This window comes from Paraburkholderia sp. CI3 (assembly GCF_050436505.1).
Classification (GTDB): Bacteria; Pseudomonadota; Gammaproteobacteria; order Burkholderiales; family Burkholderiaceae; genus Paraburkholderia; species Paraburkholderia tuberum.
Genome location: NZ_JBNDMI010000003.1, coordinates 1,525,581 through 1,539,227 on the forward strand (window position 1 = coordinate 1,525,581; position 13,647 = coordinate 1,539,227).

General features: G+C 63.1%; 15 protein-coding genes and 1 pseudogene. 12 read left to right on the top strand and 4 right to left on the bottom strand.

From position 1 onward, the window contains the following. The first annotated feature begins 86 nt into the window (after positions 1 to 86). Both OKW29_RS15655 and OKW29_RS15660 read left to right on the top strand, forming a co-directional pair. Positions 87 to 710 carry a methylated-DNA--[protein]-cysteine S-methyltransferase gene (locus OKW29_RS15655; protein WP_429291679.1) on the top strand — a complete coding sequence of 208 codons (624 nt, stop codon included), beginning with the start codon at positions 87 to 89 and terminating at the stop codon, positions 708 to 710. 134 nt (positions 711 to 844) lie between these two features. Continuing rightward, positions 845 to 1,150, top strand: a complete 306-nt coding sequence (locus OKW29_RS15660) for a panthothenate synthetase (RefSeq protein ID WP_429291680.1) — start codon at positions 845 to 847, stop codon at positions 1,148 to 1,150. Positions 1,151 to 1,158: 8 nt separating this feature from the next. On the opposite strand, the gene OKW29_RS15665 is transcribed toward OKW29_RS15660, so the two are convergent. Both OKW29_RS15665 and OKW29_RS15670 read right to left on the bottom strand, forming a co-directional pair. Beyond that, positions 1,159 to 2,400, bottom strand: a complete 1,242-nt coding sequence (locus tag OKW29_RS15665) for a Zn-dependent hydrolase (protein WP_429291681.1) — start codon at positions 2,398 to 2,400, stop codon at positions 1,159 to 1,161. 4 nt (positions 2,401 to 2,404) lie between these two features. Beyond that, positions 2,405 to 3,385, bottom strand: a complete 981-nt coding sequence (locus tag OKW29_RS15670) for a helix-turn-helix domain-containing protein (RefSeq protein WP_429292512.1) — start codon at positions 3,383 to 3,385, stop codon at positions 2,405 to 2,407. Between the two features lie 136 nt (positions 3,386 to 3,521). Here OKW29_RS15670 and OKW29_RS15675 point away from each other — a divergent pair. The 8 genes and pseudogenes from OKW29_RS15675 to OKW29_RS15710 all read left to right on the top strand — a co-directional run. Continuing rightward, positions 3,522 to 3,605: pseudogene (locus tag OKW29_RS15675) on the top strand (oxidoreductase); the annotation flags it as partial. 294 nt (positions 3,606 to 3,899) lie between these two features. Next, positions 3,900 to 5,120: a tyrosine-type recombinase/integrase gene (locus OKW29_RS15680; protein ID WP_429291682.1), complete on the top strand. Its 1,221-nt coding sequence runs from the start codon at positions 3,900 to 3,902 to the stop codon at positions 5,118 to 5,120. A gap of 80 nt (positions 5,121 to 5,200) precedes the next feature. Next, the gene (locus tag OKW29_RS15685) at positions 5,201 to 5,638 is read left to right on the top strand and encodes a hypothetical protein (RefSeq protein ID WP_429291683.1); all 438 of its coding nucleotides are present in this window, start codon (positions 5,201 to 5,203) and stop codon (positions 5,636 to 5,638) included. 214 nt (positions 5,639 to 5,852) lie between these two features. After that, the gene (locus OKW29_RS15690; protein WP_429291684.1) at positions 5,853 to 6,335 is read left to right on the top strand and encodes a hypothetical protein; all 483 of its coding nucleotides are present in this window, start codon (positions 5,853 to 5,855) and stop codon (positions 6,333 to 6,335) included. Between the two features lie 122 nt (positions 6,336 to 6,457). Then, positions 6,458 to 6,703, top strand: a complete 246-nt coding sequence (locus tag OKW29_RS15695; protein WP_429291685.1) for a helix-turn-helix transcriptional regulator — start codon at positions 6,458 to 6,460, stop codon at positions 6,701 to 6,703. A gap of 14 nt (positions 6,704 to 6,717) precedes the next feature. Beyond that, complete coding sequence (locus OKW29_RS15700) at positions 6,718 to 6,906, top strand: hypothetical protein (RefSeq protein WP_429291686.1); 189 nt, start codon at positions 6,718 to 6,720, stop codon at positions 6,904 to 6,906. After that, entirely contained in the window at positions 6,906 to 7,145 is a 240-nt protein-coding gene (locus OKW29_RS15705; RefSeq protein WP_429291687.1) for a hypothetical protein, read from the top strand. Before OKW29_RS15700 ends, OKW29_RS15705 begins: the two co-directional genes overlap by 1 nt. Next, positions 7,142 to 8,221, top strand: a complete 1,080-nt coding sequence (locus tag OKW29_RS15710; protein WP_429291688.1) for an AAA family ATPase — start codon at positions 7,142 to 7,144, stop codon at positions 8,219 to 8,221. The genes OKW29_RS15705 and OKW29_RS15710 overlap by 4 nt, the downstream gene beginning before the upstream one ends. On the opposite strand, the gene OKW29_RS15715 is transcribed toward OKW29_RS15710, so the two are convergent. Then, entirely contained in the window at positions 8,200 to 9,465 is a 1,266-nt protein-coding gene (locus OKW29_RS15715) for an IS256 family transposase (protein ID WP_429290576.1), read from the bottom strand. The genes OKW29_RS15710 and OKW29_RS15715 overlap by 22 nt on opposite strands. A 433-nt stretch (positions 9,466 to 9,898) precedes the next feature. Between OKW29_RS15715 and OKW29_RS15720 the strand changes: the two genes are divergently transcribed. Further along, a complete protein-coding gene (locus OKW29_RS15720) occupies positions 9,899 to 10,084 on the top strand; it encodes a hypothetical protein (RefSeq protein WP_429291689.1) in 186 nt (61 codons plus the stop codon). Positions 10,085 to 10,191: 107 nt separating this feature from the next. Then, positions 10,192 to 10,380, top strand: coding sequence for a hypothetical protein (locus tag OKW29_RS15725; RefSeq protein WP_429292549.1), 189 nt, complete (start codon positions 10,192 to 10,194; stop codon positions 10,378 to 10,380). Positions 10,381 to 10,817: 437 nt separating this feature from the next. Here OKW29_RS15725 and OKW29_RS15730 read toward each other — a convergent pair whose 3' ends face one another. Further along, positions 10,818 to 13,109 carry a filamentous hemagglutinin N-terminal domain-containing protein gene (locus OKW29_RS15730; RefSeq protein ID WP_429292513.1) on the bottom strand — a complete coding sequence of 764 codons (2,292 nt, stop codon included), beginning with the start codon at positions 13,107 to 13,109 and terminating at the stop codon, positions 10,818 to 10,820. Between the last annotated feature and the right edge of the window lie 538 nt (positions 13,110 to 13,647).

Below are 13,647 nucleotides of genomic sequence, written 5' to 3' on the forward strand. Positions count from 1 at the left end.
GCCTTCATACAGTTTTGCGCGTCCGGTCGTCGAACGCCGCCACCTCGCAAGTCCTTGCGCCGCCACCCTGTCAGGAGCCTGAGAAAGTGACGTACGCATACAAGTTGATCGATTCGCCGGTCGGTCAGTTGAAGCTCGTGGCGAAAGGCGAATGCCTTGCCGCGATTCTGTGGGAGCACGACAAGCCGAACCGCGTGCGACTCGGCGAAATGAGTGAAGCGAACGAACTCGCGGTGCTCGTCGAAACCGAGCGGCAATTGCACGAGTACTTCGCGGGCACGCGCCAGGCCTTCGATCTGCCGCTCGACTTTCACGGCACCGAGTTCCAGAAGCAGGTCTGGCGGGCGCTGCTGACCATTCCGTTCGGCCAGACCCGCAGCTACTCGGAGATCGCGCAGCAGATCGGCAACCTCAATGCGGTGCGCGCGGTGGGCGCGGCAAACGGCCGGAATCCGATTTCGATCGTCGCGCCGTGTCATCGCGTGATTGGCGCGTCGGGCGAGCTGACGGGATTCGCCGGCGGCCTCGCCAACAAGATGCTACTGCTTTCGCTGGAGGCGGGGCAGACCTCGCTCGAAGCAGCGGCGGATGACGCGCATCGGCTGGCGCCGAAGGGAAACGCGGCGCAACCGGTCAAGGACGATGCGCCCGCGAAACCGGCGCATCGTCAGCCGAGCCGGGGAACGCAGGGTTCGCTGTTCGGTAGCTAAAGCAGCGCACACCCGGCACGATGCGCCACCCACCGGCCGTAATCGCCGATGCTTCGTCCGCGATCAGCACCATCGCCCGCGCATGCAACACCTATCCTTAAGATGCCCTTTGGGGTATCGAACAGGAGGATGACATGCGCATGCTTCTCAACATACAAATACCGAACGAACCGTTCAGCACACTCGTGCGCGAAGGCCAAATCGGCGACCTGATGAGAAAGATCCTCGAGGACATGAAACCAGAAGCCATCTACTTCACCGAGCAGCAGGGCAAACGCGGCGCGGTGGCGGTCGTCGAGGTCGCCGATGCATCGGCGATCCCCGCGCTTGCCGAACCGTGGTTCCTGACGCTCGACGCCGACTGCGAGCTGCGCATCGCGATGCTGCCCGAGGATCTGATGAAAGCCGGGCTCGACGCGCTCGGCGACAAGTGGAAGTAGCGCGGCCCTCAGGAATGCCCAGCCGATAGCTGCAGCAGCATCGAAGCCGCGGCCGTCGCCGCGACCTGGCAGCCGAGCACGATATGCTCCTCGGCCGTGTCCTCGATAAAGTCGTGACTCACGCCGCCGATGCTCGGCACGAACATCATGCAGGCCGGCATGCAACGCGCGATCACCTGCGCGTCGTGCGCGGCGCCGCTCGGCATGCGCAGCCACTGGCCCGGCGCGAGTGCTTCGGCGGCTCGCGCGATGTGCTCCGCGAGCGTGGCGTCCATGCTGACGGGTTCGATCGGCTCGTCGAGCGTCTGCAATTCGACGCTCACCGCGTCGTGCGCGTTGAAGTCGCGCACCAGTTCCGCGAGCGCGCGTTCCATGGCCTGAAGCCGTGCCGGGTTCGCATCGCGGAATTGCAGGTACATGTCGGCCGCGCCGGGCACGACGCTCATCGAGCCCGGATCGAGATCGATGCGGCCCACGGTCCAGACGGTATCCGCGTCCGCCAGCTGCCCGAACGCGTCGTTCATCCGCGCGATGAACGCGACGAGCGCCGCGCCCGCGTCGCGGCGAATCGCCATTGGCGTCGTGCCCGCGTGATTGCGCTGACCCGTGAAGCGCAGCCTCGATTCGCGCAGCCCGACGATCGTCGTGACGACGCCGATCGCTTTGCCGATCGCTTCGAGACGTCCGCCCTGCTCGATATGCGGCTCCAGATACGCGACCTGGCGCCCTGCCTCGAAACGCGCACGCGGCCGGCCCGCCAGTCCAGCGGCCTCGAGTACGTCGGCGAGGCGTTCGCCCTGCCGGTTCGTCGCGCCGCGAATCGAGTCGTCGAGCACCTCGCCGACGAAGCTGCGGCTGCCGAGCAGGCCCGAGAACGTGCCCTCCTCGTCGATCCACGACGCGACGTCGACGGCGAGGTGCCGCGTCGCGTCATGCTCCGCTAGCGCGCGGGCGATTTCGAGCCCGTACATCACGCCCATTGCGCCATCGAGCCAGCCGCCGGTCGGCTGCGTGTCGGTATGCGAGCCGATCACGAGCGCGGGACCGCTATTGCGCGAGCGTCCGAACACGGTGCCGACGCCGTCGATGCGCGCGTCGAGCCCCGCCTCATTCATCCTGCCGACCAGCCATTCGCGTGCCGCCAGATCGACCGGCGACAGCGCGAGCCGGACCACGCCGGGACCGGTCGCGCCGAAACCGCGCAGCCGTTTGAGGTCGGCCATCAGCCGGTCAGGATCGATCTTCACCACGTTGTCATCTCCATGCATTGATTGCGGATGCCGCCGCGCGAAAATCACCCGGCGACATATCGTAGGCACGCTTGAACGCGCGATTGAAATCCGACGCGCTATTGAAGCCCCAGCCGTACGCGACCTCGATCACCGGCCTGCGCGGGTGGCGATGCAGTTCATCGGCCGCTTCGCGCAGGCGCCGGTTGCGGATATACGCGTGAAGCCCACCCTCCGGCTCGAACAATCGATACAGCGTGGGCCGCGACAGCTGCGACATGGCCAGCACGCTGTCGACCGTCAGATCAGGTTGGCCGAGATTTGCGTCGATATAGCGGCGCGCTGCCGTGAACATCGCGGTGCGTGCCACCGCCCGCGCACTGCCGGTCAAGCCTGTTTCCTTGCCGAACGCCGCCGCCATCAACAGCGCGCAGGTGTGGAGCGCTTCCTGAGCCGCGGACGCGTCCATCGTGGGCAACGTGCGGCACAGTTCGGACAGATGCGCGGGAATCAGCCGCGCCAGCGGCGTCTGATATTCGATTACGCGGCCATGTATGGACTCCGCCTCCGGCAGCACCGGATCGTTGATGGCGCGCGGCAGGAACAGCGCGAGCAGACGGCACGGGCCGCGCGTCATCCGCATCGGCTGGTTCATGTCGAGCGCGAGAATGCCCGGCCGCGTTTGCAGCGCGACGCGCTTCGGATAGAGGCCCGTGGTCGTTTCGAAGGTCCCTTCGACGGCTATATGAAACACGATCTGGCGCACGTTGTCGGTCGAAATGCGCGCGATCGACCGCGATTGCGCGACCGGATCGGTGCGGCAACCCGTAAAGGCCATGCCGCCGGCGCGATAGGTATCGATGGTGCCGCGAAAGCCGTCGGCGAGTTGCCGGCGCGAAATCGGCACATCGAGAAAATGGCCGACGCGCTCGCGCCACACAGGCAGCTGCTCGCGCGGCACAGTGCCGAAGGTGTCGAAGTGGGTGTAGTCGAAAGCCGCTGGCATTGCTGCGGCCGCGGTTGCGGTGCGGTTGGCTGCCTGATCGGTCGTCAAGGTGTCCCCGCCGGTTTTGTCGTGTGCGCCTGCATGATAGCCGTGGTCGGCGAAAACGTCATGGGCCTGTTGCGAGCGCGTCGATGCCGGCGCGACGGCCTTCCTGGCTTCGGACGCCGCGCGCTGGATCACCGTCGAGACGCTGCATGTCGATGGCGCTTCGAAGCTGTGAGCTGCCGTTCGCGAGCAACGAAGCGCGCCGCGTAAACCCGGAACGGGCCGCATAAGAAAACGGCCGTGCTGCAAAACAGCGCGGCCGTATCAAGAAAGCGCCACGACCGCGGGCACTCTCAAGAAGCGGACGAACCGTCCGAGTTATTCATGTATAACCCCGGTTAGCGCAATCTGACGCTATCGGCGCAAGGCCAAGCGGGATAAGGCTTTAATGTATCGCCTTGACTAACCCTGTTTAATCGAATATAACTAATCCGGTGGGTAGAACATGGGTTAAGACAGGGGTTAAGTCATGGCAACGGAACTGCTGACACCGCTCTTCGTGAGCAAGACGAAAAAGCCGGGCAACTACCCGGACGGTGGCGGCCTGTATCTGCAGGTCTCACCGAGCGGCACGAAGTCGTGGACATTCCGCTACAAGCTCGGCGGCAAGTCGCGCGAGATGGGCATGGGCAAGGTCAGCACCTTCTCACTCGACGAGGTGCGCGAGAGAGCCCGCAAATGCCGCAAGCTGGTCTTTGACGGCATCGACCCGATCCAGGCGAGGGACGCGGAGCGCTCAGCAAACCGGCTTGCTGCGTCGCACTCGAAGACGTTCAGGGAGTGCGCCGCCGCCGTCATCGAAAAGAAGACGCACGAGTTGACGAACGCAAAGGCGATCGCACAATGGGAGTCGACGCTACAGACCTATGCCTATCCGGCCATCGGCGACAGGTCGGTCGGTAGCATCACGAAGCACGACATCGTCTCGATCCTTGAGCCGATCTGGCGCACGAAGCACGTGACGGCAAGCCGTTTGCGTGGCCGCATCGAAGCCGTCATGACCTACGCCAAGGCGCACGACTATTGCAGCGGCGACAACCCTGCCGACTGGAAAACGCTGGAGCCGATCCTTGGCAAACCGAAGCGCGAGGCCGAGCATCACGAAGCATTGCGGTATGAGGAAGTCGGCGCCTTCATGGTCGAGCTTCGCAATCAGGACGGTTTCGTGGCGCGCGCGCTTGAGTTCGCAATCCTGACGGCTGCGCGTGCGGACGAAGTGCGCGGCGCGATGCGCAACGAGATCGACTTCGAGGCGAAGGTCTGGAAGGTGCCGGCCGGGCGCATGAAGGGGCGCGTTGAACACACCGTGCCGCTGTCGGACGACGCAATCGCGTTGCTGAAGGCATTGCCGCAGATCGCCGGAAACGATCATCTCTTTCCGGGCGCTCGCGCGACAGTAATTTCCACTGGTGCCATGTGGGCCCTGCTGCGCAGCATGGGTCACGCCGATCTGACCGTGCATGGTTTCCGCTCGACGTTCCGCGACTGGGCCGGCGAGACGACCGCGTACCCGCGCGAGGTTATCGAGCACGCGATGGCGCACAAGCTGAAGGACAAGGCCGAGGCCGCCTATGCGCGCGGCACCCTGCTGGAAAAGCGTCGTCTGCTGATGGCTGACTGGGCGACGTACTGCAGCAAAGTGCGCACGCCGGGCGACGTGGTGCCGATCGGCTCGGCGCGCGTGGCATAGATTGAAGAAGCGGCGGCCACGGTGTTGGAGCACCATTGACCGCCTGACCACAACCCACCTTAACGAGACCGAGGTGAATCATGGCTGACCCTGATCTTAACGCACAGATCCTGACGCACGCGGCCTTTAACCGACCGCCCGTGCTGAATGCACCGCGCCGCGGACCGACCCCGCGCGGCATTCCTATGCTCAACCGCGTGCGCGGGCAGAGGGGCAGTGAATATTGGGTGCTGCGCAAATGGGCAGATGAGCACGGGGTTAAGCCTCTCGCCTACTCCACCATACCGCACTACGACTACGACAAGGTCCGTGAACTGAAGGCCGAGCATGAGGCGCGTGTAGCGGCCGAACGCGGACTGTACGGAGATGAACTCAGGGACATCGCGGAGATGAAGCAGACGTTGGTCAAGCTCTACACCGCTGTCAATATCCGAGAAAAGCGCATTCTGGAGCAGGCCACGCGGGAGATCGTCAACGAGATCGCCCGTGAAAACAATCTGCCGGTTCGCTACGACTGATGCGTGCGGGTAGCAGCGGGGTAGCAGCTCAACGCGCCCCGCAATCCCTTGCAGGACAAAGGACGGATGCGGAGTACTTATCCGCCGCGCGACTTCTCCGCTGTGCAGGTACATAATCGTTCACGCTCACGCCTAGACCGACGGGTCGAAAGCCGGACACCCTTCGCCGGCCCGGCGTGAGCTTCCATTCGAAGGGTTGCGTGAAGGGTGCGCAATGACGATGACATTCACCAGCCTTATTGGCGAGGCGCGGCTAACGCCCGAGCAGCTTGCCGAGGACGCCGCGCGCAAAGAGCAGCTCGGAAAGTACACCGCCGTCCTGGACGTGCTTATCTCTGCCTATGGGGAGGGCCTCCTGCCGAATGGGCTCGAAGCGCTGGGCAATGCGGTCAAGCACATCGTGCGCGACTTCCCGGAACGAGGCCGACACGAGTGGCTTGGGTATGCATTTGATCGCGCGCTTTCGATGGATCCTCCAAAGAGGGGGCGAGGTCAGCCGCCGCGGCCAACTGCATACCTCAGACTCATCCAGGATCTAGTCGACGCGGTGAACAGGACTGAGAACCTGGCCATTGCCGACGCCAAGGGCGTCACCGCTTGCGCACGCGTAGCCGAGATCTTGGAGGCTGCCCGCTTCAGGTGGAAAGAGAAAGAGTTGACCGCGGATCAGGTCAAGAATTGGTACTACGAAGAGTAGCTGTCTCACCCTCAAAAACTCCTGAATATTCGAATAAACGGGAGTGTCTTTCACCCCCCTCCACTTTAGATTGATGGACATGAACCGCGCTATCTGCGGTTTAACAACGCTAGGAGCGTTACATGTCCGTCAGTCCCGCCATCGCATCCGCACCCTCGCCAGTCAGCTACCAGGGTCTCAGCGTAAAGAAGGTAGCGGAAAAGTTCGGCAAGTCCGTCCCTTGGGTCTGGCTTCAGGCACGGTCTAATCCAGCATTCCCCAAGCCGGTAAAGGTCGGCCCGAACACGACCGTATGGCTCGCGCACGAACTCGATCAGTACATTGAGCGCTGCATCGAGCAATCGCGCGGTACGGCCGTCGCTGCGTAACGGAGCGACCGACCGTGAGCGATCCCCTCCAATACGTTGCAGGCGAGCATGCAGCTGCCGCGGTGCTGGCGAACATTGCCACCGACATCGCGGTGCCCAACGAGATCTATCTGACCTTGGCCCGGCTTGAAACGGATTCGGCACGCGTTGGCTTCTGCCGTGCGATCCAGAAGCAGCTCGAACGCGGTAGGCGGGAGGCCTGATGATCGCGACTCGCGAGCAGGCGCTCAAGGCGCTGCGCTCAACTCCAGACGGTGACTACGAAACGCGGATACGCGTCGGTCTGGTTTCGCATAAGGCCGGACTGGACCTCGAGGACTGGGCGCGTTGGCTGGAGTCCCACGGCCACGAGGTCGACCGCGCTGACCTGTCACGCAAGTGGTACCTGTTCGGCTTCGTCAGCTCGCGCGCCATGCGCGGCTTGTTTCAGGAGGCCGCTTGAACGCCACACCGAAACAGATTGCGGAGCTTGCCGCTTATGCCATGCGCGTCGAGCAGCGCAAGGAAGAAACCAAAGCCGGGAACGCGTACGTCAATGTGCCGGCGGCGCCGTCGGAGAGCACTCCAGTGCGGCAACTCGGCTTCACACGCATCGGCGAGATGACGGGCATCGAGGCGACGAGCTGGCTGATAAAGCCGGTGCCTGAGGCCAACAGCCTCGTCGAAATGTTCGGCGATCCCGAAGTCGGGAAATCCTTCATGGCGATCGACATGACGTGTTCGGTTGGCACTGGCACGCCCTGGCACGGCAAGCGCGTGAAGCAGGGAGCCGTGTTCTACATCGCGGGCGAAGGCATGAACAACATCCGCAAGCGCTTCCATGCGTGGGGAGTACACCATGACGTGAATCTGTCAGACGCTCCGATTTTCCTCAGCGACCGCTCGGCGCAACTCATGTCGCTCGACGAGGCCGATTCAGTGGCGACGACCATCGGACAGATGGCAGATGCTGCCGGCGTGATGCCCGCGCTGATCGTCATTGACACGCTCGCGCGGAATATGGGCGGCGACGAGAACAGCACGGCCGATATGTCCCAGTTCATCAATGCGATCGACGGCGCACTGAAGCACCGCTTTAACGCCTGCGTGCTCGTCATCCATCACAGCGGCATCACCGACAAGAACCGCGGCCGGGGCTCTACGGCTCTTAAGGCAGGCGTCGATGCCGAATACCAACTCACCCGCGGCGATGACGGCGTGATCCGGCTGACGTGTCTGAAGATGAAGGACGCGGCGCACCCGGAGCCGATGGCGTTCACCTCTCGCGTGATCGATCTCGGCGTGGTCGACGAGGACGGCGATCCGGTGACCAGTCTCGCGCTGCAGTCCGAGGAATACGAACAACGCGAGGCGCCAAGGTACCCGCGCGGAGACACACAAAAGCTCGTTTATGAGGCCGTCAAACAGAGGCTAATTGTGTCCACAGATTTCGGCAAAGGACACAGCCCGGGAGCTAACGTCAAGAGTGGTGTATGGGCAGCTGATAGCGTTCGACTTCAGGCGGCGAGTTTCTGCTGAACCGGTTGATCGCCTTGCACCGGTTCGCCGTCCCTGAAGGCAATGCCCTCCAGCAACAGCTTGATCTGCTCAGGGCCGTTGATACGGCGCCAGGTTTTCTCGGCTTCCTCGATCAGCTTGAATGCCAGACCGAGGAAGGTTGGTCGCGACACGCAGTTGCGGGTGCGAGTCGTCCGGTGGCGCACGGTCGCGAATGTCGACTCAATCGCATTCGTCGTGCGCAAATGCTGCCAGTGCTCGGCGGGGAAGTCGTAAAACGCCAGCAGGCTCTCCCGGTCCTTCTTCAGCGTTTCGGTCGCCTTCGGATATTTCGCGGCGTAGACCGTCACGAAACGATCGAACGCGGCGTACGCGTCGGCGCGCGTCGCCGCCATCCAGATCGCCTGCAGGTCGGCCTTCGCGCGCCCCTGTTGCGACTTCGGCAGCGCGTTGAGCACGTTGCCCATCTTGTGAAACCAGCAGCGCTGGCCGCGCGTTGCAGGAAACACTTCCTCCAGTGCGGCCCAGAAGCCCATTGCGCCATCACCGACGGCCAGCAGCGGACCACCCTGCAAGCCTCGCGATTTCAGATCGAGCAGCAGCTCCTGCCAGGACGCCTTCGACTCCCGATACCCGTCGCCGATTGCCACACGCTCCTTGCGCCCATCCGGCCTCACGCCGATGATCACCAGCAGGCACTGGCCGTCCGAGCTCTCACTCCGCAGGCCGGTATGAATGCCGTCGACCCACCAGTACACGTAGCGCGAGTTCGACAGATCACGCCGGCTCCAGCTGGCGTGCTCATCGCCCCATTGCGCCTTCAGGCGACTTACCACGTTCGCCGACAACCCCTTGGCGTCCTCGCCCAGCAGCACGCCCAGCGCTTCGCTCATGTCGCCCGTCGAAATGCCCTTCAGATACAGCCACGGCAGCGCGGCACTCACGCGCGGCGACTTCCTCACATACGGCGGCACAATCGATGAATTGAACTTCACACCTGATCCTGATCGATCGCGAACCTTCGGCACCTTCACCGCAATGGGGCCGGCCGCCGTCAGCACCTCGCGCTCCGGCAGATAGCCATTGCGCACCACGGCACGCTGTCCGTGCAGGGTTTTAACGTTCTCGAACCGCTCCAGCAGCGCCGACAGCTCTGCTTCGATTGCCTGCTGGATCACCTCCCGCGCGCCCTGGCGCACCAGATCGTCCAAGCCCAGACCGACTTCCGATAGACCGACGACTTCTTTTTCCGTAAACTTGCTCATGGTGGATGGTTTGTTGTTTGCTGGTTTCCGACTTCGACAATCAGATTCTCAGCTGAAACCTCCACCGTCTTCAATCTCCCGCCTCAAATCCCCCATACACCAGATTCGAGCTTAGCTCACAGCCCGGTCGGTCGTCCCTGTGTCTCGGTCGAGGATGCGATCGAAGCGGGTGCGGATGCTCTGACGTGCGAGGTGAAAAGGCGGAAAACCCTCGCCAGACGGGCGATTGAGGGAATGCTCGCCAGTGGCATATACGCCAAGTCGGGCGACTGGCTATGGGTGAAATGATGCCTGTGGACACAGCAGACACACTGTGGACACAACACAAATTGTGTCTCCGGGACACAGGACACAGCGGACACACCTCTCTACCAGAGAGGTGTCCAGTGTGTCCCCCCTGTGTCTGTGCCTGCGATTAGCCACTGAGGATGAAATGAGCGCAACGAAACTTTTCCGCGTGGCCGATCTGCGGCGCGCATTGAAGGGTGTGCCGGACGATGCGTTCGTCATGGTGCGCATCGAGCACGACGGCAGCTATACCCCTGGCGAAGAAGGCTGGGAACCTGTGTGGGGCGAGGTCTTCCACTGGGCAGAAGACAACACCCTGAACATCGCGTGACGGGAGCGGGTTATGACGGCCTCAGGTTATGACGGAGCGCGGCACGAAAGGGGCAATTGCCAGCGCGATTTGAGTCGTTCCGCGCGTGCGCGCGTGAGGGGAGAGCGATGGGCCTGAAGGAACAGCGGTTGGAGGCATGGCGCCGCTTCCTGCGAGCAGTGCATGCGGGGCAGCGCGGCGACTACGGTCCTGCTGTCTCGCTGGTGGAAACGGTACGGGCGAAGCATGGCGATGCCGCGGCGGAGTCACAGCGGCGCGAACTGTGGCGCGTCATGCGCACTGGGGCAAACAAATGATCACACGCGGCAGCGGCACGTACGGCGAGCGGGAAATCGTTGAGAGCATGGCCAGTCGGTGTGCTCAGCACGGGTTTAAGGCGGACGGCAATGTGATCGTACGGGACATCGTGGCCGAGCTTGAGCGCTCCGGTGTGCGGTTGCCTGAGTCGACGAAGTTTGTCCTGCGCAGTGCCGCTGCCGGGTGCTCCGGTTGATCTGGGAGTCGACGAAATGAACGCAGGCGGAGCGTCTCTCCGCCTCTGCCCCTTGTCCTGCAACGACTGGCGAGGAGCATGACGCCTCTACCTGACCCTGTACCCACACTCTGCGACCGAACGTCTTCATATGCCTCGACGAACGCGATCCGGCTCCGCCCAGGCAATGGACATTTTCCCCGACGTCTTTTCCATTTCACTGTAAAGCAACGTGTCGGAATGAGTGCGCCTCGGTCAGGTTCAGGGCGCTAGCTGCCAGCGCAACACAGGGTGCGTTCCTCCCGGCGGCATAGCCCAGATCCCATGCGGGCTGAAATCGTACGTTGGGCCGAAGCTGGACGGCATGCTCATCTGCGCAGTGGTCAGACCTTGAGCGCTGCCCGCTTGTGCACCGCCGCCTACAGCGAGCACTGCGACCGTGGCGCCGGTCGTCTGCCTGTCCCAAAAGACGTCACTGGTGATGTTCACTGCTGGCCCATAATTGGCGCCGGCGATGCCCGCCCCACCTCCCGGCGCTTCCACCCTGCCGGTCGCGAACGACTGTTCAATCGCGCTCTCATTGTACCCAACCAGTGCTCCCACCATCAAAGACTGAGTGGGCCTACTGACTGTGCCGGTCGCGTAGGACTGCGTGATCGTCTTTACATTGGCGCCAACCAGTCCGCCTACTGCACCTTCTCCCTCGACGTTTCCCGATGCAAACGACTGCCGGATGACTCCGACGTTGTATCCGACCAGGCCACCTATATAAATAGCTCCGAATACGACGTCTGCACTGCTGGAAGAACGCGTTACGGTGCCGCCGGAGAAACCGACGAGGCCTCCAGCGTCGTTGCCTCCCAGAGGTACCGGTGCCGGACCTACCACTCTGCCGCTGGTATGCACCGCGGCAATGGTGCCGGTGTTGACCCCTGCCAGAACTCCATAGTCGCCACCGTTCGCCGGGCTGCTGATATTTCCTTGCACGCTCAGGTTGCGCACGACACCCGGCGTCCCGATCGAGGCGAACAACCCTACACCCGGAACGATCCCAAACGACGAATCCACAACAATTGTAAGGTTGGAAATCGTGTGCCCCATGCCGTCGAACTGACCGGTAAAGGGACTCGACGGGAAACTGCCGATGGGCGTATTGAGTGTGCCGGGCGGCGGGCTGACGTCGATGTCCTTACCGAGTGCATAGATGCCAGCGAGATCCAGCGAGACTTTTTCCAGATCGGCGAGCGAGTTGACGAGCTTATAGCCTGTGACCTGGGCGACGAGACCGCTGTCTTGTGGCGCGGTCCATGCTGTGCTTGGAAGGATGTTTCCAGCGCTGTAGCTGCCGGTCATATCGTAGAGCGCGCTGACGATGCCGGTACTCTTCGACCAGTCGACCGTGCCGCCGTTGATGACGCTGCCGCCGTTGTCGATGCCGGACGCGTCCGCGCGCAAGGTCAGATTGCCCGCTCCGTCGTTCGCGATCGTCGTGCCCTTCGTGACCGACAGATTGTGGTACGCCGCGAGCGTGAGCGATGCGGCACCGTGCCAGTTCAGGTTCGATGCGATATCCAGATCACCGGTCGCGCCGTTGACGCCCGTGGTCATGACGCCGACTGAGGTGCCCGCGTCGAGACTGCGTCGAAGCGCGCCTGCAGCGGCGCGATCGATAGTGAAAACAGGCGTCGATATGTTCCATTGGCCTGCGCGAACTTCCGCCCCCCTACCGAACGACAATCCCTCGGCCTGCGTGTCGACAGTGCCGCCACTGCCATCCGCATTCACCGCTGCAATTGGGCCACGCTGCGTGACACGGCCGCTGTCCGCGACAAGCCAGACGTGGCCATCCCGGGTGGCCGTGCCCGTCGCGCGGATCCGGGTGCCGCTGCCTGCGAGCGCATAGACGTTGCCATCGGCAGCCTGAAGACTGACCTGCGCGGCCTTGATGCGCCCCTCGTTGACGACGGTGCCGTGACTGCCTGCCTGCACGAACACCTGCCTGCTGCTGGCCGAGTCCTGCAACAGCACCGTCTCGCCAGCCGCCAGTTCCACCGTGCCGCTGGGCGCTTTTACCGTGCCCGCGTTGACGACTGCCTGACGCGCGATCAGGAACACATCGCCACCGCTGGAGCTGATCCTGCCGAGGTTGATCACGCTCGCGTCCGACTTGCCCGACAGCGTCAGTGCATCACTGCCGTTGATGAAGGCGTCGTTGCAGATACCCAGGGTGGACGCGACGAAACGTCCGCCCGTGCTGACAACGCCCGAGGGCCCCACGACGATGCCTTGCGGATTGATCAGGTAGAGGCTGCCGGTGGCGGTGAGCTTGCCGAGAATCGATGACGGATCGCCGCCCGTTACACGGTTCAGCGTCGCGCCCGAGCCGTTGTTGAAGGCGACGGTGTTGCCGTTGCCGATCGAGAAGCTGTGCCAGTCAATCACGCCGCGGGACGAGGTCTGGTCGATCGTTAGCGAAGTGGTGCCGCTCGTCATCGCGCCCTGGCCCCGGACGAAGGCGCCGCGCTGCGGCAGTGGTCCGGCCGCGCGGGCCATCGGCACGCACCACGCGGCGAGCGCGAGCGGCACCCATAGCGCAAGCGGCAGCGGGCGCAGAAGACGGTTCCACGCGGAAGGCCGCGACCGAGGCGCGATGAGTGCCGCGCCGGCATACGCCAGCGAAAAGGACAGCCCATTGCGCGGGGTTAGGGGCGACTGGATCGCCAGTCTGGATGAATGACGCGACATGATCCCTCCCGAAACGTGGTTCGTGGAAAGTCGTTGTCGCGGAACGCAGATTGTTGCGACCAGGCAAGGCGCGAAAGCCGCCATACCGCACAACACAGCCTAATGGTAGCAGCGCGTTTCGAAAGACCAACCGGTATTTGGGCATGCACCCGGTGCTTGCTGGTACCGCTTCAAGCGGGGATGTGTGTCGGTCGCCGCGGCGGCAGGAATGGCCGTTCAACCCTCGAAAGATGCCGTTAAGCTAGTGCGGGATCCAACGGCCGGATAGGGTCCGGTTGCTGTCCCTTGCATCGAAAACGCTTGGGACCTGATCTGACTGTGACTGTCATATCGAGTCTCGACTTTT

Coding starts and splice junctions, on each gene's coding strand:
- OKW29_RS15660 (WP_429291680.1), top strand. CDS start 845: ATGCGCATGCTTCTCAACATACAAATACCGAACGAACCGTTCAGCACA.
- OKW29_RS15670 (WP_429292512.1), bottom strand. CDS start 3,385: ATGCCAGCGGCTTTCGACTACACCCACTTCGACACCTTCGGCACTGTG.
- OKW29_RS15680 (WP_429291682.1), top strand. CDS start 3,900: ATGGCAACGGAACTGCTGACACCGCTCTTCGTGAGCAAGACGAAAAAG.
- OKW29_RS15685 (WP_429291683.1), top strand. CDS start 5,201: ATGGCTGACCCTGATCTTAACGCACAGATCCTGACGCACGCGGCCTTT.
- OKW29_RS15690 (WP_429291684.1), top strand. CDS start 5,853: ATGACGATGACATTCACCAGCCTTATTGGCGAGGCGCGGCTAACGCCC.
- OKW29_RS15695 (WP_429291685.1), top strand. CDS start 6,458: ATGTCCGTCAGTCCCGCCATCGCATCCGCACCCTCGCCAGTCAGCTAC.
- OKW29_RS15705 (WP_429291687.1), top strand. CDS start 6,906: ATGATCGCGACTCGCGAGCAGGCGCTCAAGGCGCTGCGCTCAACTCCA.
- OKW29_RS15715 (WP_429290576.1), bottom strand. CDS start 9,465: ATGAGCAAGTTTACGGAAAAAGAAGTCGTCGGTCTATCGGAAGTCGGT.
- OKW29_RS15720 (WP_429291689.1), top strand. CDS start 9,899: ATGAGCGCAACGAAACTTTTCCGCGTGGCCGATCTGCGGCGCGCATTG.
- OKW29_RS15725 (WP_429292549.1), top strand. CDS start 10,192: ATGGGCCTGAAGGAACAGCGGTTGGAGGCATGGCGCCGCTTCCTGCGA.
- OKW29_RS15730 (WP_429292513.1), bottom strand. CDS start 13,109: ATGGCCCGCGCGGCCGGACCACTGCCGCAGCGCGGCGCCTTCGTCCGG.